The sequence below is a fragment of the Micromonospora sp. PRAS1 genome, from assembly GCF_059553435.1.
The window spans coordinates 181,031-202,075 of record NZ_JCANNB010000007.1 but is presented as its reverse complement, the minus strand read 5'-3'; the positions used below and the strand labels follow the sequence as shown (position 1 = coordinate 202,075).

Here is a 21,045-nt window from a genome sequence, read left to right as displayed (position 1 = left end):
GGTGCCCGGTGTGCGGCGCGGCGGATGCCCTCCGGGCGCTGCCGAAAGTACAGCAGCGGAGCGCACGCCGGCCGCGTCGGCAAGCTGGCGGCGGTCGCTGGGCCGCGGCTACTGCGCCTCCGGCGGGGGCGCTCCGGCTCCAGGATGGCCGGGGCTCCGCCGCCCGGCGGCCATCGCGAAGCAGATCGTCGGCGTCACCAACGAGGGCACCACCTGCGGGACCCGGTCGCGGTCCGTGAGTGGTTACGGAAGGAGCCATCCCGCCTGCCACCGACCCGGGCAAGCCGAGCAGACTACCGCCCGACCCACCAGCGCCCGTACGAGCCGTCAAGGTCCGGTTGACGTGGCGGGCCGGGCGGCGGCCCCCCAGGAGGGCGGGTCGGCGGCATACGGGACGGCGAGCTGCAGTGGCAAGTCTGTAGGGGTACCGAGGAGTGGCAGCTTGGAGCCGACGTGTGAAGATTTCACGCAAGGTGAGCCGTAGTGCTTCCGGTTATGCGATCAACCGATCATGCTTCATGAGTGATCGCCATCGTCGTGCTTGGTGCGCTGCCAGCTGTGGCGTGGTGGCTCGCGTCATTCGACCACCATCTCACCAAGGGAAACAACTTCACGGTCGTCGACATGGCGGGCTATCCGATGGAGTGGCGGATTGCGATGGCGAAGAGAGCCGACGCCTCGGGGCGGAAGGACGTCATCCGCATCGGCTTTTGATGTTCCAGTTCTGTTGCTCGGCATGGGGGTCCTGGTGTTGGCGGTGCTGTTCGACGACGACCTGGAGTGGTGGATCCAGGGCAGGGTGCTGTCGCACGTCATGCGGCTGGTCCCCGCCGACGTGGCCGCAGTCGACGAGTTCGACGAGTGGCTCAGCCCCGGCCGGGCAATGGGATATCTGGACATCCGGAAAATCGAAGATCCGGAGGCCGCCAAGCGGCTCGTGCGTGCGCTGTCCGTGGGCGCCCGCAGGGCCCTGGAGGAGCAGGAGCCCACAGACGAGGAGATGGTCGAGTTCTACCGTGGCCTCTGCCGGACGGTGGACAAGGCGGTTCGGCTTCCTCGTTTCTCGTGACGTGTCGTCGCGTCACATGGTCGGTCGTTGATTGAGTGATGCCACCGCCGCCGGGTCCGCCGACCCGGCGGGGTGACGGAAAAGGGGCGTCCCGTCAGGGGGACGCCCATTTCTTCTTCGTGTAGGTCGGCTTTCCCGTCCGCCGAGCACTCACTGTGAACACCAAGCCAAGCCAATGCAACGTTCATACCGCGGGGAACCCGGGTCTTCTGACGCTGGGTGGAGCTATCGGCGGCCGGTGGGGTCGCGGGCAGGTGGCCAGGGGCGTACCGGCTCCGCAGCTGACCACGGCGGGCTTGATGGTCTTGGGACTCTGCGCGTTAGCGGGCATCGGGCTCTTCTGGCGGCCCTCTGTCGGAGCCGGTCTGCCGATGGTTCCCTTCCTGCTCTGCATGGCGCTCGGGGCGCTTTTGATGGTGCCCGTCGGTTTGATGGGCGACGACGTGGACCTGCGTGACGGATGAGTCTCCGGGCGTGGGTGACATGTCCGGAGACTCATCTGGAAACGGCGGTTAGGTCACCCTACGGTGAAGCCGCCATGGTCGACGGTCTGCCTCAGCCAGTCCAGCCAGGCCACCCACAGGTCATCCTCCTCGAGTTCCGCATGCAGGTCGGGGGATGAAGCCTGGTAGAGCGTCAGCGCTTGCTCGATCTCCCTCGCACCTACGAGCCAGGGGCCGTTACTCGTCAGCTTGAACTCCGGGATGCCAACCATCCCGGCGACCGTCTGGGCCGACGCGGCCCGTTCGGCCTGGTTGTAGGCGTCGCGCCGACTCTGATCGGACCGCCAGTCATCGATGCCATCGAACGGCCAGTCGGGGAAGGGTTGCGGGGTTGCCTGGTAGGTCATGCCCGTGCGGCGCATCCGGTCACGGCAGAAGGCCATGCCGGCGGCGTTGAGATGGAACTGATAGGCAGCCACAAGCGAGTAGTACTGGTCCGTGCATGGTTGGCACTCCTCTTCGAGATCAAGGTGCATCTCGTAGCGAGTGCGAGCAGTCGCAGCAGGATCGGGCAGATCAACCCACTCAAAGGTGTAACCCATGAAGCCTCTCTTGCTGTCGGCCGCAGCGGCCAAGCGCTAGGCGCTATGCCGGTGCGGAGAGGTGTACCGTCCGAAGCGGCAGCCTGCCGGGATGGTCGTTAGGGGTTCTCGCTGTTCTGGGAGTGCCGCTGACGCCTCGTCGCCTATGCCTGCTGATCCGTCGATTGGTGATCGTATTCGGGCTCGTCGGCAGTTGCGAGGTTGGACTGCGCGGTACGCGGCCAGTCGGGCGGGGACGCTGGATCTGACCGGGCAGGCGTACACGCCGGCTGACCTTCAGCTCGATGCGGAGCGGTTCTGGCGGGTCATGATGGACACGTGGGTCGGGCCGCCGAGGCGGTCGGCCGGGACGGTGATGCCGTACGGATGCTGCCGGCCGGCGTTTAGTGGGTCAGCTCAGCCGATGCGGCCGACGCCGCCGAACAGGTAGACCTCCGGCTCGTCGGATTCCGGCTTGGGGCGCCAGCGCGAGCACGTGACGACGCCGGGCTCCAGCAGATCCAACCCGTCGAAGAAGCGTTCGAGTTCCACCTTCGTCCTGGCGCGGATTGGCGTGCCGCCGCGCTCGGTGGTTTCCCGCATCACGCGCAGCATCGGCTCGCCGTGGATCTCCGCGGTGGAGTGGGTGAGCACCAGGTAGCTACCGGTGGGCATCGCCTGCACGAGCTGCGCGACGGCGCCGTACGCCACGTCGTCGTCCATGAGGTGGTTCACGACGCCGAGGAGCATGAGCCCGATCGGCTGCGAGAAGTCGAGCGTCTGCCGCGCGGACGCGAGGATCGTGTCCGGCTGCCGCAGGTCGGCCTCGACGTAGTCGCAGCTGCCCTGCGGCGTGCTGGTCAGGAGCGCACGCGCATGCGTCATGACGAGCGGGTCGTTGTCGATGTAGACCACCCGGCAGCTCGGGTCGAAAGACTGCGCGACCTCGTGGGTGTTGTCCGCCGAGGGGAGCCCGGTGCCGACGTCGAGGAACTGACGGATGCCGGCATCCTCGACGAGGAACCTGACCACCCGCTTGAGGAACGCGCGCTCGGACTTGGCCCCGATGGGGATATCCGGGATGTGTGCGATCACCTCGTCGCCGGCGGCCCGGTCGACCGCGAAGTTGTCCTTGCCGCCGAGCCAGTAGTTCCAGATCCGCGCCGAGTGTGGAACCGTGGTGTCCAGTTTGGAGTGTGAGGGTAACCCCCGGTCCTCGGTCATGTGAGCATTCTTCCGCATTGGAGTGACGGTGACGCGAGCGGGGCGGCGGCCCGGACGGGGCAGTCACCCTGGTCTGCGGCGCTTACGAGGGCATTGCCGAGGAGGCGCTGCGAGCGATCTTCGGCGTCATCTGCGCCGAAGGTCGATTCCCGGGCGATGGCTGGGCCGCACCGGCATTCCGGCCCGCACCCAGCAGCGCGTCGACCTCGGCACCTGCGTCGTCTTCGTGGGCCTGGCCGGCCCGCTGGTCGCCGATGACCTGACCTGACGGGCCGAGGGACCTCAGTCGAACCGGCGGACCTGATCGCGGCGGTGGCCCCAGACGGTGAGCCCGGCGAAGATCGCGATCCACACCGCGAGCATCACCAGTGACAGCGGCCCGACGGACTCCCCGGTGAGCGCGACCAGCACCAGGTCCGTCGCGCCCCGGGTGGGTACGAAGGGTGCGATCCGCTCGATGATCTCCGGCGTGTCCGCCGCGTCGAAGAACATCCCGCCGGCCACCGCCAGCGGCAGGAAACCGATGCTGTTGGCGATGACCGCCACCCGCATCGACATCAGGTAGCCCATCGCCAGCCCCAACAGGGTGAAGGTCACCACCGCTACCAGCAGCGCCCCCGCCGCCAGCAGCACCCGTGACGGCGGAGCCGAGGCGGCGGTGAACAGTCCGGCCACCAGCAGGATCGGAATGATCGCCGCGGCGACGACCGTCAGCCCGACCAGCAGGTAGCCGAACATCTGCGGCGCGATCCCGCCGGGCAGGGTGCGCAGATAGTTTCCCCAGACCGATTCCCGTTGCGCTGCGATCGCGACGCTGAAGTGGGCGACGCAGGCCATGAGCACCCCGAACACCACAAGGGTCGCGGTGGCCGAGGTGATCGCCACCGCATCCTGCCCGATGAACGGTACGACGAAGAACACCATGACTCCGACCGGCACCAGCGCCACGGTCAGGAACATCGTGGGCGTCCGGACGGTCTCAGCGAGGTTCCGCCGGGTGTAGGTCATTGTCAACGAGGACATGGAACGGCCTTTCGGGTCAGCTGGTCCGCCGGCCGCCGGTGATCGCCAGGAAGGCGTCCTCCAGCGATGCGGATTCGATCTCGATGTCGGTAAAGGACGCGCCGGAGGTCACCAGTTCCCGGACCAGCGCGGTGGCGTCGTTGGTGAGCAGATGGGTACGGTCGGCATCTCGCTCGATCGAGGCGACGCCGCTCAGCGCGGGCAGCGTCGGGTCGGTGAGGGTGACCCGTTTGAGTCGGACCTGGCCGCGGATCTCGGCGACACTGCCGTCGGCGATGATCCGGCCGTGGTCCATCACCACGACCCGGTCGGCCAGCGCCTCCACCTCCTCGATGTAGTGGCTGGTCAGCAGGACGGCTCCGCCGTCGGCGTGGAAGGAACGGATGCCGTCCCACAGCGCCCGCCGGGCGTCCACGTCGAGACCTGTGGTGGGCTCGTCCAGGAACACCAGCCGGGGTCGCCCGACGAAGGCCAGCGCGACCGCGACCCGCCGCTGCTGTCCGCCGGAGAGGCCGCCGGCCTGCCGGTCGGCCAGCGGGGCGAGGTCGAAGCGATCAAGTAGTTCGGCCCGGTCCACCGGATCGGGGAAGTGCGCCGCGACGAAGTCCACCAGTTCGGCGACCCGCCAGGTCTCCGGAAGCCCGGTCTCCTGCGGCGTCACGCCGATCACGCGCCGGGTCGACTCGCTTCGCGGGTCGCCGCCGCACAGTTCGACAGTGCCGGAACTGGGCCGCAGCAGGCCGGTCATGACGTTGATCAGCGTGGACTTTCCGGCACCGTTGGGGCCGAGCAGTCCGAGTACCTGTCCGGTAGGGATATCCAGGGACACGCCGTCAAGCGCGATCGTGTCGTGGTATCGCCGGGTGAGGTCGAGTGCTCGGGCGAGGACGGTCATGAGGAGGCCTCCGGGACCTGTCGGTTCGGGTCGGACATGATCGACGGGATGCCGGGGAAGGCGATGGGACCCGGTTCGCCGTGCGGCACGACCGGCCACGCCTGTCCGGTCCCGCCGCGTGCCAGCACCAGTTCGGCGACCTCGGCGACCCGTTCGGGCGAAAGGACCGCCACTCCCATCTCGCTGATGAACGGGATCGCCTCTCCCAGGATCGGCGTGTCGATGAAGGTGGGGCACAGCGCGTTGACGGTGACGCCCCGGTCGGCCACGGTCGGCGCGACGGAGCGGACCAGCCCGATCACGGCGTGCTTGGTGGCCGCGTAGAGCGGGTTCATCGGGCTCTCGGTCAAGCCGGCCAGGCTGGAGGTGGCCAGGATCGCGCCGGAACCCTGTTCGGTGAATACCTCCAGGGCGGCGTGCAGCCCGTAGACCACCCCGTCGAGATTGACCGAAACCAGGTCGCGGTAGTGCTCGGGCCGGAAATCCTCGATGAAACTGCCCCGTTCACCGATTCCGGCGTTCAGTACGGCGACGTCGAGGCCGCCGAAGTGCTTGATCGCGGTCTGGACGGCGGCGATGTTGTCGGCCAGCCGGGCGACGTCGGTACGGACGAAGGTGCCGGCGACCTCCCGGGCGACCGTCTCCCCGGCCGGATCGACGTCGGCGATGACGACGCGGGCGCCGCCAGACGCGAAGCGGCGGGCGATGGCCGCGCCGATTCCGCTGGCTCCGCCGGTGACGAGTGCGACTTTGCCGTCGAGGGGGTTCATGTCTGCTCCGTGGTGGACGGGACCGGCCGGGTGGCGTGGTCGATGGCGGTGGTGATCTCCCGCAGGTAGCGGTCGATGTCGAGGTCGGGATCGCGGGACAGTGCGGTGGGTACGGCGTCGATCACGCCGCGCACGATCCGGGCCATGACGGTGACGTCGAACTCCCGGAATTCGCCGCAGTCCTGCCCCGCAGCGAACAGTTGCTCCAGCGGCAACAGCAGTTGCCGGTCGAATTCGGCTGGGTCGGCGTCGGGCAGGTCAGCCAGGCCACCGCTGGTGAGAATCTCAACGAGCGCGATCATCCGGGCCGGGTGGAGGCGCATGTATTCCAGGTTCGAGCTCAGGTAGGCGCGCAGCTGGCCCGCAGGCGTGCTCTCGGCGTCGATCATCGGTGCCATGAATGCCGCTGCACCGGTGTAGACGGTGGTGACGACCTGGGCGATCAGTTCGGACTTCCCCGCGAAGTGGTACGAGATCAGTCCGCGGCTGATCCCCGCGCGGGTGCCGATCCTGCCCATCGACGCGCGGTGGTAACCGACCTCCGCGATGGTCTCGATGGCGGCGTTCACAATCTGGGCCCGCCGCGCCTCTTCGATGAAGGAGCGCGACTGGCCGTCTTGATCAGTATTTGGCACCATGGCCAAAAATTTAGCACCTCTGCCAGTGCGTTGCCAGTTCGGCCAGATCGGGGCGTCCGCCGAGCCGCGTCGGACCCGGCCGCGATGGCCCGTATCCATGCGGTCCGGCGAATCATCGTGGAAGCTTGGCGGGCGTGCTGGGCCTGGCCGGTCCGTCGGTTCAAGACCCAGGCTGCGGGCCAGCAAGGCGACTGACTGTCGCGATACGCTGCCGGGCGTGACGCGTTATCTGGTCGTGCCCGGCCGAGGAGTGCCACTTGCCGACCACTGGTCGCGCAACTGGGTCAGGGACCACCCGGAGTACCAATGGGCGCCCGAACCACCCGGGCCACCGTACGTCGCCGCCGAACGGGTCGCCGCGCTGGATGCTGCGATAAACGCCGACGGTGAGCCGGTGATTCTCGTGGCGCACAGCGCGGGATGCCTGACCGTCGCCGTCTGGGCCAGCCAACACGTTGGTCCCGTCGCTGCCGCCCTGCTGGTCACGCCGCCGTACGTGGATCCGGAATGGACTCCCGACCCCGATGAGACCGTCGATTTCTTCATCGGGGACGTGCCACGCGAGCCTCTGCCCTTCCGCTCGATCCTGGTCGCCAGCCGGAACGACCCGCATGCCACGCTCGAACAATTCGAAGCGTACGCGCGAGACTGGGGTTCGGAACTGTTCGACGCAGGCGAGGTCGGGCACCTGGACTCCAAGACCGGGTTCGGTGAGTGGCCCGACGGTCAACGCCTGGTCCGGTCATTGGCCCAGTCCGTACAGGCGTAACACCCCTGGGTTCGCTTCGGCGGAAGTGGTGCCGGTGGGTGGTCGATCGCCCGTGCCAGCTCATGCCCTGGCGAAGGCGCGGAGCGTTTCGGTTGTCGTCGGGTCGGCAGGGAAGAATGCCTCGACGGCCAGCCCGGCGACGGTGACGTCCAGTGGTGTGCCGAAGAGGGTGGTGGTGCTGAAGAAGGAGAGCTCCTGGTCGTTGTGGCGGTATCGGAGGGGGATGACGACGCGGGAAACGGCATCACTGACCGGTGCCGCTGGGTCGTTGTCGCCGGGATAACCGCGAAGCTCCTCGTACAGTTCGTACAGGGCCGGGTCATTGGTTGTCGCGGCCTGCTGGCGTAGCCGATGGAGCAGGTGAGCGCGCCACTCCGGCAGGTTGAGGATTCGCGGAGCCATACCGTCGGGGTGCAGGCTGAGCCGCAGCACGTTGATCGGTGGGGTGAGCAGGTGAGGCTCGGCACCGGCGGTGAGCAGGGCGACGGCCGGGTTGGCTTCGAGGAGATGCCAGTGCTGGTCGACGAGGACCGCGGGGTACGGGCGGTGTCCGTCGATAATCTGCCGTATGGCGGCACGTACCGGAGCCAGTTCCGGGTCGCTCAGCTGGTGGCTGGGATAAGCGGGCGCGTAGCCGGCGGCGAGCAGCAGCGTGTTGCGTTCCGCCAGCGGAAGGTCAAGCTGCGCCGCCAGCCGCAGGAGCAGCTCCGGACTCGGCCGGGATCGGCCGGTCTCGACGAAGCTCAGATGTCGGGCCGACACCCCCGTCTCGATCGACAGGTCGAGCTGACTCACCCCGCGAGTTCGGCGCCAGTCGCGCAGCAGATCCCCGACTGGTCGAACCGCCCTGGTCGTAGTCGTCACGCCGCCGACCTTAATTGCCGCGCTGGCGCACCGATCATTACCTGCGAGGTAATCGACAGCGCGCTGAGGGGCCGGAGATCATCTCTTCCAGGTACGGCGACCACGCCGTCCCCTTCCACAATCGAGGAGAGATCCCCATGGCTACCACGTTCGATGAGCTGGCCGAGCGGTACATCGCGATCTGGAACGAGACCGATCCGGCGAAGCGGCGCCGCGACATCGACGAACTGTGGGCCCCCGAGGGGCGCTATGTCGACCCGATGGCCATCGCCGAGGGCAGGGACGCGATCGACGCGACGATCGGCGCCGTGCAGAGCCAGTTTCCCGGCATGACGTTCCGGTTGGTCGGCCCGGTCGACGGCCACCACAATCAGGCTCGCTTCACCTGGGAGTTGGGGCCAGCAGGCGTCGAGGCACCGATCGTAGGCTTCGATGTCGCAGTGACCGACGACAACGGACGGCTGACCCAGGTTCTGGGCTTCCTGGACCGCGTTCCGGCGATGTAGCGATCCCCGTTCTTCCTGCCCGGCTTTCTGCTCACCGATCGGCTGCGTACACCGACGAGGATCGCCGGGTCGCCAGCAGCGCCGCCAGGCGGTCGGCGGTGTCGCTGGTCCGGGTCGGCACCTGGACCGACAGTTGCAGATCCGGGGCGATGGCGGGGCGGAGGATGACCTCGTCGAGTTCGAGACGTCCGGCGACGGGGTGCTCGAAGACCTTGTGGCCGCCGACCCGGGGCCGAACCTCGCCGCTGTTCCACCAGTCGAGCACGGCCGCCCTGACGCCGGCTGGCGTGCATGTTCTCTCCGGGGCGCTCGACGTCCTGTTCCAGCAGGGCACCACGTCGGACACCTTCACGATCCGGCGGTACCGGTAGCGGCGGCGACCGGCCGATCGGACGGGTCCGACTTGGTGGAATAGGAGTCACCCGTCGGTGAACCGTGGCTGGTTGTGCGTCGTGGTACCCGCAACCAGCCATGGATACCGAGGAGCACGTTAATGACCCAACGTGATGCGAGCCGCCGACGGCTTGCGCGTGTCATCGCGACGCTGACCTGCTGCGCGGCCGTGGTCGGCCTGGCCGCCGCACCGGCGGCGATGGCCGACGCCAGCACCCCGATCGTCGGCGTGGCCGGGAAGTGTGTCGACGTCCAGTGGTCCGGAACCGCGAACGGCACGACCGTCTGGCTGTGGGACTGCAACGGCACCGACGCGCAGAACTGGGCCGGGGTGGGGGAGCGGGGCACCCTCCGCGCCTTCGGCAAGTGCCTGGACGTGGCCGGTGGTGCCCACCGGGACGGCACCCGGGTGCAGCTGTGGGACTGTAACGGCACCGACGCGCAGAGCTGGTCAGCGGAGAACGGGAAGCTGATCAACACCGGGTCCGGCAAGTGCCTGGACGCGGCCGGTGGGGCGGCGACCGGGACGCCGTTGCAGATCCGGAGCTGCTCCGGGGCCGCCACCCAGGCGTGGAACCCGCGCGGCGGGTCGGCGGTTGCCCAGCCGGTGGCGAAGAAGGGCGTCGCCACGTGGCAGTTCTCGCGTAGCGGCGACGGCATCCGCGACGTGGGCGCGGCCTGGTACCACGACTGGTCCACCTCGAACAGCGACGTGCCGGCGACGGCCGAGTTCGTACCGATGATCTGGGGTGCCGCGTTCGTCAACGACGCGGAGCTGACCACCGCAAAGCGGTCCGGGCGTACGCTGCTCGGTTTCAACGAGCCGGACCTGCCGTCGCAGGCCAACATGTCGGTCGAGCACGCGCTGGACCTGTGGCCCCGGCTCCAGGGCACCGGCATGCGGCTGGGCAGCCCGGCCGTCGCCTTCGGGGCCGACACCCCGGGCGGCTGGCTGGACCGGTTCATGGCCGGCGCCCGTGAGCGCGGGCTGCGGGTCGACTTCATCGCCCTGCACTGGTACGGCTCGGACTTTGGCGACGACGCGGCGAACCACCTGATGCAGTACGTGCGCGCGGTCCACGAACGCTACCGCCTGCCGATCTGGATCACCGAGTTCGGTCTGATCGACTTCAGCCAGGGCCGGCCCCGCCACCCGACGCCGCAGCAGCTCGTCACCTTCATCGGCAAGGCGACCGCCGCATTGCAGGCCACGCCCTACGTCGAGCGGTACGCCTGGTTCGGGCTGCCGGCCACCGGCGAACACGCGGCGCACGGTCTGTACCGCGAGAACGGCAGCGCCACCGAGGCGGGCGCCGCCTACCGGGCGGCGGGCCGTTCGTAGGTCCTGACGGCCGGCAGCCGGTGCCGCGGTCTCATCGGCTGCCGGTCGGTGGACCGCGGTTCACCGCGCCGTCCCCGCACCGTCGGGAGGTCTGGGGGCGTAGGCGAGGCGTCACCTTCATGGCGTACTGCCGCACGGTCGGCGTACCTGGTTAGTCGGTATTGGGTAATTTGCTTCACGTATGGGTTCTTTACTCTTGTCTGACTACATGCCTGGAGGGTCTGCGATGGTTACCAGGACCACGGGAGGGTCGGCGGCTGCGGCCCTGCTGGCGTGCGTGCTCGTCGGCATCCCCGCCTCCCCGGTGCGAGCCGAGGCCAGCGAACGCGTCGAGCGGTGGGCCGTGATGCTGAAGGACTCGGTCACCGACCCTGCCGCGATCGCGAAGCAGCAGGTCGGGCGCCTTCGCGCGCCGGTGAGACACGTGTACGACGTCGACGTCAACGGTGCCGCCCTGAAGGGCTACGTGGTCGAGGCGACCGCTGCCCAGGTACGCAAGATCGGCCGGGACAGCCGGGTGGAGAACGTGGAGCGGGACGTCAAAATCCGGCTGGACAAGATTGTGCGGTCGGAGCAGGAGTCCCGCCGGGCGGATGCGTCGCCCGAGGCCGAGCAGCCGTTGGGCGGGTTGCTGCCGCGCAGCGTGCCCTGGGCTGGCGACGCGCTCTCGTACTGCCAGCAGTGGGGGCACTGCCGTGTCGGCGCGTTCTCGGCGGTGAACCGGAGTGTCGGTCACCTGCACGCGCCACAGTTCATCGTCCCGGCACCGGCGTCGGTAGGCGTGGCCGTCCTGGATTCCGGCATCGACCCGGGGCACCCTGACCTGCGCGTCGAAGGAGCCGTCAACTTCTCGCCCAGCCCTACGACCAACGACGTGATGGGACACGGCACTGCGGTCGCCGGGGTCATACAGGCCCTCAACAACGGCATCGGCGTCGAAGGGGCCGCGCCGGGAACGCCTGTGTGGAATGTCAAAGTGATCAATGACAACAATGTGGCCCTGCTGTCCGACGTGGCCATGGGTCTGATCTGGGTGGCTCAGAACGCGCGAGCGAAGAACATCCGGGTCGCCAACATGAGCCTGGGCGGAACGTCTCCATGGGGGCCACTACAGAAGGCCCTCCGTGTGGTGTCAGCGGCCGGAGTCGTGCCGGTGGCCGCTGCGATGAACGCCAACACGTCCGAGCGCTGGTACCCGGCGGGCTATCCCGAGGCGCTCGCGGTCGCCGCCACCGACCGCAATGATCAGCGGGCCAGCTTCTCGAATTTCGGCGCGGACTGGGTGGACCTGGCCGCCCCCGGAGTCAGTATCCTGACGACCTTCCCCACCTATCCGAACGGCTCCGGCATTCAGGATTACGGCTCGGCAAGCGGCACGAGCCTGGCCGCGCCCTTCGTTTCGGCGGGAGTGGCGCTCTGCATCACCTCGGGCGACTGTCGAGGTGGCCCTCGACTGATCGCAGCCAGGGTGCAGGGAGACACGCAACGAATCCCCGGTACCGGCACCGAGTACCGCTCCGGGTTGCTCCAGATCGGCCCCTACTGGTTGGGCAGGGGTTGGGGGCTCGGGATGCTGTCGAACCAGTTCTGAGGGCTTCGGGATCGACGTCGGCCTCATAGGGTAGGCGCCATGAAGCCGAAGGAGCTGAGTCCAGGAAATGCGAGCCGCCTGCCGGCCCGTTACGACCTTGAGGTGGATGAGGACCTCCGGGAGATCATGCCGCCGGCACCGGAGGACTCGACCGAGGAGACCGACCTGGCGACGTTACTGGACAACGCCGATTAGCTCGACGTACGCGCGCCAGGTCGCATCGGCCCGCCACCGCGATTTCCGAGGCGGACCTGTCACGATGTGCTCCTGATCGGACATGGATTAGGCGTGGGCTCCGGGATTGAGCACGAGGACCGCTTCCGACGCGTCTACGCGGTCAACTTCGAATCGCTGTTGGCGTACGCGATGCGCCGCGTCGAGCAGCCGGAAGATGCGGCGGACGTGGTCGCCGAGACCTTTCTCATCGCCTGGCGGCGCAGCCGCGACATGCCGCCTGAGGCCGAGGCCCGGCTCTGGCTCTACGGGGTGGCCCGGCGGGTGCTGGCCAACCACCACCGCGCCGGCCTGCGCCGGGAGCGGCTGGGCGAGCGGTTGCGGCAGCGGCTCAGGATCAGCGCCGCCGCCGACCCGGGCAGCCAGGTGCCCGAACGGCTCACGGTACGCACCGCGCTGGCCCGGCTGGGCGAGTTGGACCGGGAGGTGTTGATGCTGACCTTCTGGGAGGGGCTGGAGCCGCGCGAGGCGGCTGCCGTCCTTCAGGTGAGCCCGACGGTGGTCCGTACCCGGCTCTCCCGCGCCCGCGCCCGATTACGGGATCTCGTCGGTGACGATCTGGGACCGCCCGGACATGTACTCGACGTCATGGCCGCACGCACCTCGAAGGAGGGCAGATGAGCGAGGAGCCGCTCGACCGGATGGTTCGAGACGCCGACCCGTACCGACCGGGGGCCATCCGGCACCTCGACGAGGCCGCGCAGCACCTCCTGGAGGAGATCGTGTCCGTACCGAACCCCGAGCCCGTCGCCGAACCGCTTGGCAGACGCTTCCGACCGCGCCGCGCGGTGCTCAACGGCCTCGCTGGCGCGAGCGTCGCGGCCACCCTGCTCGCCGGTGTGCTTGTCGTCTCGACCCTGCGTGGCCAGCCGGAGGAGCCGGCGATCCCGCCGATCACCGCCGAGACGATGGACCCGGAGGGCTATTCGGCGATGGTCCTGAGGGCGGCCGAGGAGAACCCACGGCTGCTGATCGACCAGCCTGGCTGGACGGCGACCGGCGCGTACGGCTTCGCCGAGAAGGAGGGCAGCCTGACCTTCAGCAACGGCGGACGGCAAGTCGAGATCACCTGGTACCCGGCGAGCCAGCACGACAGCTACTACCGGGACCGGCTGCACGTCAGCGAGCCGGAAGAGGTTCGGGTCGACGGCTGGCCGGCCGACCTGTTCCGGTACTCCGACAGCGACTTCGCGGCCATGCTTCGCCCGCGCGACGGCTCCTTCGTCGAATTCCGTACCGGTGGCGACTGGACGCGCAGCGAGTTCGACCGGGTACTGGCCGACGTGGTCCGCGTCTCCGCCCGTGCCTGGCTCGCCGCCCTGCCGGCCGGGATCGTCACCCCGGAACGCGCGGACGAGCAGGCGGCCACGATCCTCGCCGACGTGCCGCTCCCGCCCGGCTTCGACGCCACCGCGCTGCGCGGTCTCGGCGTCAACGACGCCTACCAGTTCGGTGCCCGGGTGACCAGCCGGGTCGGCTGCGCCTGGATCGCCGAATGGCAGCGCGCGAAGGAGGCCGGCGACGATGCCGCCCGGCAGCGGGCCGCAGCGGCGATGCGCAGCAGCCACAACTGGAAGGTGCTGCACCAGATGGACGAGGAGGGCGCCTGGCCGGAGGTGTTCTGGGAGATCGCCGACAAGGTCGCCGCCGGTAAGAACCCGGACGGGTACAAGAGCGCCCTGGGCTGCGAGTAGCCGGCCCGGACCTGGTTCGACGGCCACTTCCCCGGTTCGGGGAGGTGGCCGTCGAGCCGCGCGATCGGTTGGGGCAGGGGAGATGGGTCAGGCTTCGCCGCGCAGCCATCGCCGGAGCCGGTCGAGGGGGCCGGTGCGAGGTGCCGGCGGCAGCGCGCGGAGCAGCTCGGCGTCGGTGGCCGGGCGGGCGTCGAAGGCGACGGTACGCAGGAACTGCCGGTCGACCCCGAGACCACCGATCGCGTACACGTCGACGGGACCCCGCCGCAGGACGTAGCCATGGTCTTCGGCGGTACGCCGGTACCAGAGCCCCTCCTCGGAGGAGACACACTCGACGGTGAGGCCGCACGGCTCCTGGTGGCTGACCGCGTCGACGGTGATGTGCACGCTCTGCGGCGCCGCCTTCGGGTCGGTGGGCGCGAGCTGTACGCCCGGCGGGATCCCCAGCAGTTGTGCGCCGTACTCGGGCACGTCGGCGGTGTACAGGTCGTCGGTGTGGTGGTCGAACCGGGCTCGCTCCGCCTTGCTCAGCGGGCGCAGGGTGGCCACCGCGTCGCGTAGCACCTGCTGGTCGACCGAGTGCGGTGCGACCAGCTCGACGAAAGCCTTGCCGCTGCGTACCTGGTAGCCGTGGTTGACCACGCCACGGCGGTACAGCAGGCCGCCCGGCTCCCGCACACACTCGGCGGTCCGCAGCTGGGAGTCGAGTGCCGTCTCGCCGCACGGCCCCGGTTCGGTGACGGTCTCGCGGTACGCGACGATCGTGATCAACCGCAGCGGTGGGATCGCCGACTCGTCCTGCGGTACGAACAGCCGGGTGCCGAGCCGGTCCCCGTACGCCGTGTCGACCGGGCGGTACCCGGGGATGGTGACCACGTACTCCAGCTCGCGCGAGACGTTGGCGTGCGCCAGCCGTACCGTCAGCTCGGTGGGGCCGGACCTGGCCAGTGCGACGAGCCCGAACCCGAGCAGCACCGCGAGCACAGTGCCCGAGGCGAGCCGGCGCCGCGCGCCGCGGAGCAGCAACCCGGCGACGAGGGCGTACGCCGCACCGCCGAACAGGGGCCGGAGCAGCTGATGGTCGCTGATGCCCAGCCCCGCCTCGTCGGTAAGCGCCCAACCGAAACCCCACAGTGCGGTACCGGCGGCGAACACCAGCAGCGCCCACGCCAGTTGCCGGTGCGGCGTGCTGCCCAGCACCGTGACCGGGGCGGTCAGCCGTACCGTGCCCCAGAGCAGGACGACCAGCCCGACCGTTCCGGCGAGCAACGCCACCACCACCACGGCGCCGCTGCCGGTGAAGAGCATGATGAGCGTCAGCAGGTACACGTTCGGCAGGAGGAGCCCGCCCAACGCCCAGACGATGCCGAGCTGTACGGCCACCAGCGGCGACCGAGCCGGCGGTGCGGAAATCGACGTGGTCATGGGGCCAGCTTCGCGGTCGCGCCCGACGGGGCACATCCGCCGCCGTACTCAATTCGAGCGGAAGGTACGGCGGTAGGTGTCCGGGGGTACGCCGATCGTGCGGTGGAAGTGGCGGCGCAGCGTCGTCGCGGTGCCCATGCCGGCGGCCGTGGCTATCGCGTCGATGCTGTCGTCCGTGTTCTCCAGCAGTTCCTGGGCGCGGCGGATCCGCTGGGTCAGCAGCCACCGCAGTGGGGTGGTGCCGGTTGTCGAGCGGAAGTGGCGGGCCAGGTGGCGCGAACTCAGGTTCGCCTGGCGGGCCAGGTCCTCCACGGTGAGGGGTTGGTCCAGCCGCCGCATCACCCAGGGGAGCAGTTCGGCCAGGGGGTGGCCGTCCTGGGTGGGCACCGGGGTGGTGACGAACTGGGCCTGGCCACCCGCCCGGTGGGGCGGCACGACCAGGCGTCGGGCGGCCACGTTGGCGACCGCCGAGCCGCGGTCGCGGCGGACCAGGTGCAGGCAGAGGTCCATGGCTGCGGCCTTGCCCGCCGAGGTGAGCACGCTGCCGTTGTCGACGTAGAGCACGTCCGGGTCGACCTGCACCCGGGGGTAGCGCGCGGCCAGTTCCTCGGTGTGCGCCCAGTGGGTGGTCGCCTGCAGCCCGTCGGTGGCGGCGATCGCGACGGAACGCGGGGCGGAAGTCATGTCGGAAACTGTACGCGTCGTGTCGTTCCGGACACTGGCACCGAGGGGGCGACGGGAACAGGATCTTCTTGGTGGATCACTTCGAACATGCGGAGCAGACATGGGATCGGGTCGGGACGTGGCGGTGTTCGGTGCGTACGGGCACACCGGGCGGTTCGTGGTCGCGGAGTTGTGTGAGCGCGGGTACGTCCCGCTGCTGCTCGGTCGTGACCAGGACAGGTTGCTGGCGTTGGCGCAGACCCGACCGGGGCTCCAGGCGCGGCCGGCGTCGGTCGACGATCCGGCCTCGCTCGACCGCGCGCTGCACGGCGCAGCGGCGGTCATCAACTGCGCCGGTCCGTTCGCCACGACCGCCGCCCCGCTCGTCGAGGCGGCGTTGCGCGCCGGCCTGCCGTACGTCGATGTGGCGGCCGAGATCGAGGCGAACCTCGACACGTTCGCGCACTTCGCGGAGCGGGCCCGCGCCGCCGGCACGGTGGTGGTGCCCGCGATGGCCTTCTTCGGCGGCCTCGGCGACCTGCTGGTCACCACAGCCATGGATGACTGGACGGCGGCGGACGAGGCACACATCGCCTACGGCCTCAGCGATTGGCACCCGACCGGCGGAACGCTCGCGTCGGGCACGGTTTCGGCGCAGCGCCGGGGTGGCCGCCGGGTGCGCTACACCGGTGGGCAGCTGGAATACCACGACGACGTGTTGCCGACCCTGGAGTGGCCGTTCCCGGCTCCGCTCGGTTCGCAGCGCGTAATCGCGGAGTTCAGCATGGCCGACATCGTCACGGTTCCCAGCCACCTGGCCGTTCCGCAGGTGTGCACCTACATGACCGCCAAGGCCGCTGCGGACCTGTCCAGCTCCGGCATCTCGGCACCGGTCGCCGTGGACGGGCGCGGACGCTCCGCGCAGACCTTCGTCGTCGACGTCCTCGTCCGCTCCGGCGGCACCGAACGCCGCGCCGTCGTCACCGGTCAGGACATCTACGCCAGCAGCGCGCCGCTGGCGGTGGAGGCCGTCGACCGCATCCTCAGCGGCCGGACCAGGACCACCGGGGTCGCCTCCGCCGGCGCGGTCTTCGACGCCCCGGACTTCCTGCGTGCACTCTCTCCGCACCTCTCGCTGCACGTCCCGCTCGGCAACCACAGCTGACCGGCGTCCGGCGCCGGGATCAGGGCCTTCTACTTGTCGTGCTGGCGGCGCACCATCTCGCTGATCCAGGTGGGCGCGAACGGAGACGTGCAGCCCGGGGAGGTCGGGTAGTCCTTGAGCACCTCCAGGCGCTCGCCGATGTCGATCGCGCGGGCGCGGTGCTCGGGATGCTCGATTCCGATCTGGGCCAGGCAGTTGTTCATTGCCCACTGGAGTCGGTCCGGGGCGTCCTTCATCTCCGCCTCGATGAGGTCGAGCAGCCCGGCGAGGTCGAGGCCCTCGGGTTTCTTGGCCACTCGTTCGGTGGTGAGCGCCCAGCCGGCACTCGCGACCACCGGGTCCGGATCGGCGAACCAGGCCCGGCGCAGTTCCTCGGCGTGCGGGCTCTTCTTCACCACGTAGTTGACCAGCCAGTCGTGCACCTTGGGGGCGCGCGCCTGGCGGATCATGGCGGCCAACTCGTCCCGCTCGAACGCCTTCGGCCGGCAGATCAGCAGCGCCAGCAGTCGTGCCGCCGTGTCGCCCGTGGCCCATAGTTGGCGCGCGAGTTCCTGCTGCGTCTTCAGCCGCTTGGCGAGCGCGCGGAGCTTGCTGAGGTTGACGCCGTGATCGTCGCCGTGCCGCTCGTTCACCGCGCGCATCTTCGGGTCCTCAAGCGTGGCCAGCTCGGCCATCACCTCGGCCACCGTGGTCTCGGCCACCCTGAGTCTCCCCTCCGTCACCTGCGCGATATAGCTTACGGCTCACCCGGCCGGTTGTACGCGCTGCTCCATGCGGCCCAGCCGGTCGATGCTCATCGTCACCACGTCGCCCGACTCCAGGTAGGGGAACCGGCCCGACAGCGCCACGCCCTGCGGGGTGCCGGTGTTGATGACGTCACCCGGCTCCAGCACCATGAACTGGCTCAGCGACCAGATCAGGTGGTACACCCCGAACACCATGTCGGCGGTGGAGGAGTCCTGCCGGGGCTCGCCGTTGACCCAGCTGCGCAGCCGCAGCCTCTGCGGGTCGCCCACCTCGTCCGGGGTCACCAGCCACGGGCCCATCGGGTTGAACGTCTCGCAGCACTTGCCCTTGGACCACTGTCCGCCGGAGACCTCCAACTGGAACGTACGCTCGCTGACGTCGTTGGAGATGGTGTATCCGGCGATGACGTCGGGTGCCTCCGCCGGGGAGTCCAGGTAGCGGGCCCGCCTGCCGATGACCACCGCCAGCTCGACCTCCCAGTCCACCTTGGACGATCCGCGCGGCAGCAGCACGGTGTCGTGCGGGCCGACGACGGTGTTGGGGGTCTTGAAGAAGACGACCGGGTGCTCGGGCGGCGCGGCACCCGACTCCGCGGCGTGTTCGGCGTAGTTCATGCCGATGCAGATGACCGCGCCGGGCCGGGCGAGCGGCGCACCCAGCCGTTGACCGGCCGGATCGAAGGCGGGCAGGCCACCGCCGGCCACGGCCTCCCGCACCCGAGCCAGGCCGTCGCCGGCCAGGAACGCGGCGTCGATGTCGCCGGTGATCCCGCTGACGTCGACGAAGGTGTCGTCGTCGAGCGCCGCGACCGGACGTTCGGCCCCGACTTCCCCCACCCGCAGCAGCCGCATCGACCCACTCCCGTCCGTTGCATGTCCCGTGATCCCTTGAACCTGGCACGATATTCCATCCGGCGGCGCGGCCACCCCTGCTGTCCCACCTGCGGACCGCGTCGGCCGCCACGCCCGCCTCGGTCCGCGTCGGCCGCCACGCCCGCCCCGGCCGGCCGTGGTGGGACGGGTAGCGTCGAGGTCATGTCACTGGAGGCCATCGGGGCGCTGCGGGAACGGGTGCGCCGGGCGGTGTATGAGCACGTCGTCGCGCGGTCGGAGCCGGTCAGCCGGAACGAGGTGGCCGAGGCGGTGGGCATCGGCCGCACCCTGGCGGCCTTCCATCTGGACAAGCTGACCGAGGCGGGGCTGCTGGAGACGACCAACGCGGCACGCCGCGGCGGTCCGGGGGCGGGCCGGCCGGCCAAGCTGTACCGCCGGTCGGCCGCCGAGCACGCGGTGAGCCTGCCGCCGCGCGACTATCGGCTGTTGGCCGAGGTGCTGGCGGGTGCGATCGAGCGGGCCGGCGTGGAGCCGGTGGCCTACGCGGCAGCCCGGGAGCAGGGTGCCGAGTTCGCCGGGGAGGAGATGATCCCGCGCCTGGTGGCGCTGGGATACGAGCCCTTCGAGGACGTCGACGGGACGATCCGATTGCGCAACTGCCCGTTCCACGCTCTGGCGGCGGCGCACCCCGCACTGGTCTGCGGGTTGAATCTGGCATTTCTCAAGGGGCTGGTGGGCGACGGCGGGGAAGACGTGCGGCTCGAACCGGGCCCGACCGGATGCTGCGTCGCGATCAGATCTAAAAACAAGATTCATTGACATAGACGGTACGCTTGCCGCATGGCCGACCATCACCTCGCGCAACTGAACATCGCTCGACTGCGTGCCCCGCTCGACAGCCCCGAGCTTGCCGACTTCGTCGCCCTGCTGCCGGAGATCAACGGCCTGGCCGAGCGGTCGCCCGGCTACGTCTGGCGGCTACAGGATGACTCCGGCGACGCGAGCGCGCTGCGGCCCCTCGGACCGGACGTCGTCGTGAACCTGACCGTGTGGCAGTCGGTCGAGTCGCTGCACGGCTTCGTGTACCGCAGCGTGCACCTGGAGCCGATGCGCCGTCGGCGGGAGTGGTTCGTTCCCCACGACGAGGCGCATCTCGTGCTCTGGTGGATCCCCGCCGACACCCTGCCGACCATCGACGAGGCCACCGAACGGCTGGACCTGCTGCGCCGCCGCGGCCCGTCGCCGGCGGCGTTCACGCTCCGCGAGCCGTACCCCGCTCCCGGCAGGCTCGCCGTCTGACGAGCGGCGCCGCGGCCTGGCACCGGGCCGGAACCGACCAGGACTGCGGCAAGGCGGCTCGGCGGAGCCGCGGGTCAGGCGAAGACCAGCAGTGGCTCGTCGGCCGTCCGTACGCCTATGAAACAGGCCGCCGAGGTACGGCAGCCCCGTCGCACCTCCCGTACGCCGTGCATCCGACCGGCCCCGAAGATGACCAGATCACCCTTGTCGGGGAGCACCGTGTCGTGCGGTGGACCCACCCGCTCGGGTTCGAGACCGTAGTCGAACGGATCCGTCTTGAGCGCGACGAACTCCTCCTCGGAGAGGTACCCCCAGAAGTCGATCTCGCCGCCGTCACCGGGGGCCGGTACCTCCAAATAGATGTTGACGCCCAGCCGGCGTCGCAGCCGGTACGTGTCGAGCAGCGGGATGCGCAGCCGGTCGATGTGTGGCCGGCCGCGTCCACCCGGGGTCATCCGGCGCAGCACACCCGGCAGCATCATCCGCCCCTCGTGGCGGCCCACCGTGGCACCCTGCGGCCACATCTCGTCCAGGTCCAGCCGGATCAGGTCGGTGGGGGAGGGCTGCCCGGCGAAGACCTCGTGCCGGATCAGGCAGGTGGTGGCCGCCGCGGTGTCCAGGTAGCGGCGTACGCTCTCGCCGCCGTTGGCCACCTCGCCCATCGACGTACCGACGCTTGTGAACTCCTTGGTGAGCAGGAAGTTCGCCGCTTCCGCGGCCCGGATCACGCGGGGCAGAGCGGCGTCGCAGAGCGCCGCCGGGTAATACTCGCGGTGCCAGATCAGGTCGATCTCGCCGAGTGCGATGTCCCGTAGGGACTCGGCGGTCAGCCGGTCGCTGCGGCGCAGTTCGTCGCCCACGTCAACTCCTCGTCCTG

Annotated in this window: 25 protein-coding genes; 12 read left to right on the top strand and 13 right to left on the bottom strand. The window is 69.6% G+C overall.

The features are described 5' to 3' along the window. The first annotated feature begins 522 nt into the window (after positions 1-522). Positions 523-714: a hypothetical protein gene (locus tag AC507J_RS09575; protein ID WP_496288726.1), complete on the top strand. Its 192-nt coding sequence runs from the start codon at positions 523-525 to the stop codon at positions 712-714. A 22-nt stretch (positions 715-736) separates the two neighbouring features. After that, positions 737-1,069: a hypothetical protein gene (locus tag AC507J_RS09570; protein WP_496288725.1), complete on the top strand. Its 333-nt coding sequence runs from the start codon at positions 737-739 to the stop codon at positions 1,067-1,069. A 517-nt stretch (positions 1,070-1,586) separates the two neighbouring features. On the opposite strand, the gene AC507J_RS09565 is transcribed toward AC507J_RS09570, so the two are convergent. The 6 genes from AC507J_RS09565 to AC507J_RS09540 all read right to left on the bottom strand — a co-directional run bounded on the left by AC507J_RS09565 (position 1,587) and on the right by AC507J_RS09540 (position 6,742). Continuing rightward, a complete protein-coding gene (locus AC507J_RS09565) occupies positions 1,587-2,114 on the bottom strand; it encodes a hypothetical protein (protein WP_496288724.1) in 528 nt (175 codons plus the stop codon). A 396-nt stretch (positions 2,115-2,510) separates the two neighbouring features. Then, positions 2,511-3,317, bottom strand: coding sequence for an SAM-dependent methyltransferase (locus AC507J_RS09560; protein ID WP_496288723.1), 807 nt, complete (start codon positions 3,315-3,317; stop codon positions 2,511-2,513). Between the two features lie 282 nt (positions 3,318-3,599). Further along, on the bottom strand, positions 3,600-4,340 hold the full coding sequence (locus AC507J_RS09555; RefSeq protein ID WP_496288722.1) for an ABC transporter permease: 741 nt from the start codon (positions 4,338-4,340) through the stop codon (positions 3,600-3,602). A gap of 16 nt (positions 4,341-4,356) precedes the next feature. Continuing rightward, entirely contained in the window at positions 4,357-5,235 is an 879-nt protein-coding gene (locus AC507J_RS09550) for an ABC transporter ATP-binding protein (RefSeq protein WP_496288721.1), read from the bottom strand. Further along, positions 5,232-6,005, bottom strand: a complete 774-nt coding sequence (locus AC507J_RS09545) for an SDR family NAD(P)-dependent oxidoreductase (protein ID WP_496288720.1) — start codon at positions 6,003-6,005, stop codon at positions 5,232-5,234. The genes AC507J_RS09550 and AC507J_RS09545 overlap by 4 nt, the downstream gene beginning before the upstream one ends. Then, positions 6,002-6,742, bottom strand: coding sequence for a TetR/AcrR family transcriptional regulator (locus AC507J_RS09540; RefSeq protein WP_496288719.1), 741 nt, complete (start codon positions 6,740-6,742; stop codon positions 6,002-6,004). The genes AC507J_RS09545 and AC507J_RS09540 overlap by 4 nt, the downstream gene beginning before the upstream one ends. Before the next feature lie 118 nt (positions 6,743-6,860). On the opposite strand from AC507J_RS09540, the gene AC507J_RS09535 reads away from it, so the two are divergent. Then, positions 6,861-7,412, top strand: a complete 552-nt coding sequence (locus AC507J_RS09535) for an RBBP9/YdeN family alpha/beta hydrolase (protein ID WP_496288718.1) — start codon at positions 6,861-6,863, stop codon at positions 7,410-7,412. Positions 7,413-7,472: 60 nt separating this feature from the next. On the opposite strand, the gene AC507J_RS09530 is transcribed toward AC507J_RS09535, so the two are convergent. Continuing rightward, complete coding sequence (locus AC507J_RS09530; RefSeq protein WP_496288717.1) at positions 7,473-8,276, bottom strand: helix-turn-helix domain-containing protein; 804 nt, start codon at positions 8,274-8,276, stop codon at positions 7,473-7,475. A 137-nt stretch (positions 8,277-8,413) separates the two neighbouring features. On the opposite strand from AC507J_RS09530, the gene AC507J_RS09525 reads away from it, so the two are divergent. After that, positions 8,414-8,782 (top strand): nuclear transport factor 2 family protein, encoded by a 369-nt coding sequence (locus tag AC507J_RS09525; RefSeq protein ID WP_496288716.1) that lies wholly within the window; start codon positions 8,414-8,416, stop codon positions 8,780-8,782. Between the two features lie 31 nt (positions 8,783-8,813). On the opposite strand, the gene AC507J_RS09520 is transcribed toward AC507J_RS09525, so the two are convergent. Then, on the bottom strand, positions 8,814-9,134 hold the full coding sequence (locus AC507J_RS09520; protein ID WP_496288715.1) for an MmyB family transcriptional regulator: 321 nt from the start codon (positions 9,132-9,134) through the stop codon (positions 8,814-8,816). Between the two features lie 141 nt (positions 9,135-9,275). Between AC507J_RS09520 and AC507J_RS09515 the strand changes: the two genes are divergently transcribed. The 5 genes from AC507J_RS09515 (at position 9,276) to AC507J_RS09495 (ending at position 14,036) form a co-directional block, all read left to right on the top strand. Continuing rightward, positions 9,276-10,517, top strand: coding sequence for a glycoside hydrolase family protein (locus tag AC507J_RS09515; protein WP_496288714.1), 1,242 nt, complete (start codon positions 9,276-9,278; stop codon positions 10,515-10,517). Positions 10,518-10,794: 277 nt separating this feature from the next. Then, positions 10,795-12,108 carry a S8 family serine peptidase gene (locus AC507J_RS09510; RefSeq protein WP_496288713.1) on the top strand — a complete coding sequence of 438 codons (1,314 nt, stop codon included), beginning with the start codon at positions 10,795-10,797 and terminating at the stop codon, positions 12,106-12,108. 39 nt (positions 12,109-12,147) lie between these two features. Further along, entirely contained in the window at positions 12,148-12,303 is a 156-nt protein-coding gene (locus AC507J_RS09505; protein ID WP_496288712.1) for a hypothetical protein, read from the top strand. 93 nt (positions 12,304-12,396) lie between these two features. After that, complete coding sequence (locus AC507J_RS09500) at positions 12,397-12,963, top strand: RNA polymerase sigma factor (RefSeq protein ID WP_496288711.1); 567 nt, start codon at positions 12,397-12,399, stop codon at positions 12,961-12,963. Then, entirely contained in the window at positions 12,960-14,036 is a 1,077-nt protein-coding gene (locus AC507J_RS09495; protein ID WP_496288710.1) for a hypothetical protein, read from the top strand. The genes AC507J_RS09500 and AC507J_RS09495 overlap by 4 nt, the downstream gene beginning before the upstream one ends. Positions 14,037-14,123: 87 nt before the next feature. On the opposite strand, the gene AC507J_RS09490 is transcribed toward AC507J_RS09495, so the two are convergent. Both AC507J_RS09490 and AC507J_RS09485 read right to left on the bottom strand, forming a co-directional pair. After that, positions 14,124-15,461, bottom strand: a complete 1,338-nt coding sequence (locus AC507J_RS09490; protein ID WP_496288709.1) for a hypothetical protein — start codon at positions 15,459-15,461, stop codon at positions 14,124-14,126. A gap of 48 nt (positions 15,462-15,509) precedes the next feature. Beyond that, positions 15,510-16,145, bottom strand: a complete 636-nt coding sequence (locus AC507J_RS09485; RefSeq protein ID WP_496288708.1) for a helix-turn-helix domain-containing protein — start codon at positions 16,143-16,145, stop codon at positions 15,510-15,512. A gap of 100 nt (positions 16,146-16,245) precedes the next feature. On the opposite strand from AC507J_RS09485, the gene AC507J_RS09480 reads away from it, so the two are divergent. Next, positions 16,246-17,289: a saccharopine dehydrogenase family protein gene (locus tag AC507J_RS09480; protein WP_496288707.1), complete on the top strand. Its 1,044-nt coding sequence runs from the start codon at positions 16,246-16,248 to the stop codon at positions 17,287-17,289. 29 nt (positions 17,290-17,318) lie between these two features. Here AC507J_RS09480 and AC507J_RS09475 read toward each other — a convergent pair whose 3' ends face one another. Both AC507J_RS09475 and AC507J_RS09470 read right to left on the bottom strand, forming a co-directional pair. Continuing rightward, positions 17,319-17,990: a DNA alkylation repair protein gene (locus AC507J_RS09475; RefSeq protein ID WP_496288706.1), complete on the bottom strand. Its 672-nt coding sequence runs from the start codon at positions 17,988-17,990 to the stop codon at positions 17,319-17,321. A gap of 42 nt (positions 17,991-18,032) precedes the next feature. Further along, on the bottom strand, positions 18,033-18,887 hold the full coding sequence (locus tag AC507J_RS09470) for a fumarylacetoacetate hydrolase family protein (protein ID WP_496288705.1): 855 nt from the start codon (positions 18,885-18,887) through the stop codon (positions 18,033-18,035). A 183-nt stretch (positions 18,888-19,070) separates the two neighbouring features. On the opposite strand from AC507J_RS09470, the gene AC507J_RS09465 reads away from it, so the two are divergent. Both AC507J_RS09465 and AC507J_RS09460 read left to right on the top strand, forming a co-directional pair. Beyond that, positions 19,071-19,688, top strand: coding sequence for a helix-turn-helix transcriptional regulator (locus tag AC507J_RS09465; RefSeq protein ID WP_496288704.1), 618 nt, complete (start codon positions 19,071-19,073; stop codon positions 19,686-19,688). Between the two features lie 21 nt (positions 19,689-19,709). Further along, positions 19,710-20,168, top strand: coding sequence for a DUF3291 domain-containing protein (locus AC507J_RS09460; protein WP_496288703.1), 459 nt, complete (start codon positions 19,710-19,712; stop codon positions 20,166-20,168). Between the two features lie 74 nt (positions 20,169-20,242). On the opposite strand, the gene AC507J_RS09455 is transcribed toward AC507J_RS09460, so the two are convergent. Continuing rightward, positions 20,243-21,028: a 2OG-Fe(II) oxygenase gene (locus AC507J_RS09455; RefSeq protein ID WP_496288702.1), complete on the bottom strand. Its 786-nt coding sequence runs from the start codon at positions 21,026-21,028 to the stop codon at positions 20,243-20,245. Positions 21,029-21,045 lie beyond the last annotated feature (17 nt).

Excerpts from the sequence above, each read along its gene's own strand:
- AC507J_RS09460 (WP_496288703.1), top strand. The coding sequence starts at position 19,710 with ATGGCCGACCATCACCTCGCGCAACTGAACATCGCTCGACTGCGTGCC.
- AC507J_RS09515 (WP_496288714.1), top strand. The coding sequence starts at position 9,276 with ATGACCCAACGTGATGCGAGCCGCCGACGGCTTGCGCGTGTCATCGCG.
- AC507J_RS09550 (WP_496288721.1), bottom strand. The coding sequence starts at position 5,235 with ATGACCGTCCTCGCCCGAGCACTCGACCTCACCCGGCGATACCACGAC.
- AC507J_RS09570 (WP_496288725.1), top strand. The coding sequence starts at position 737 with ATGGGGGTCCTGGTGTTGGCGGTGCTGTTCGACGACGACCTGGAGTGG.
- AC507J_RS09485 (WP_496288708.1), bottom strand. The coding sequence starts at position 16,145 with ATGACTTCCGCCCCGCGTTCCGTCGCGATCGCCGCCACCGACGGGCTG.
- AC507J_RS09560 (WP_496288723.1), bottom strand. The coding sequence starts at position 3,317 with ATGACCGAGGACCGGGGGTTACCCTCACACTCCAAACTGGACACCACG.
- AC507J_RS09470 (WP_496288705.1), bottom strand. The coding sequence starts at position 18,887 with ATGCGGCTGCTGCGGGTGGGGGAAGTCGGGGCCGAACGTCCGGTCGCG.
- AC507J_RS09495 (WP_496288710.1), top strand. The coding sequence starts at position 12,960 with ATGAGCGAGGAGCCGCTCGACCGGATGGTTCGAGACGCCGACCCGTAC.
- AC507J_RS09505 (WP_496288712.1), top strand. The coding sequence starts at position 12,148 with ATGAAGCCGAAGGAGCTGAGTCCAGGAAATGCGAGCCGCCTGCCGGCC.
- AC507J_RS09480 (WP_496288707.1), top strand. The coding sequence starts at position 16,246 with ATGGGATCGGGTCGGGACGTGGCGGTGTTCGGTGCGTACGGGCACACC.
- AC507J_RS09490 (WP_496288709.1), bottom strand. The coding sequence starts at position 15,461 with ATGACCACGTCGATTTCCGCACCGCCGGCTCGGTCGCCGCTGGTGGCC.
- AC507J_RS09525 (WP_496288716.1), top strand. The coding sequence starts at position 8,414 with ATGGCTACCACGTTCGATGAGCTGGCCGAGCGGTACATCGCGATCTGG.
- AC507J_RS09545 (WP_496288720.1), bottom strand. The coding sequence starts at position 6,005 with ATGAACCCCCTCGACGGCAAAGTCGCACTCGTCACCGGCGGAGCCAGC.
- AC507J_RS09465 (WP_496288704.1), top strand. The coding sequence starts at position 19,071 with ATGTCACTGGAGGCCATCGGGGCGCTGCGGGAACGGGTGCGCCGGGCG.
- AC507J_RS09565 (WP_496288724.1), bottom strand. The coding sequence starts at position 2,114 with ATGGGTTACACCTTTGAGTGGGTTGATCTGCCCGATCCTGCTGCGACT.
- AC507J_RS09555 (WP_496288722.1), bottom strand. The coding sequence starts at position 4,340 with ATGTCCTCGTTGACAATGACCTACACCCGGCGGAACCTCGCTGAGACC.
- AC507J_RS09540 (WP_496288719.1), bottom strand. The coding sequence starts at position 6,742 with ATGGATACGGGCCATCGCGGCCGGGTCCGACGCGGCTCGGCGGACGCC.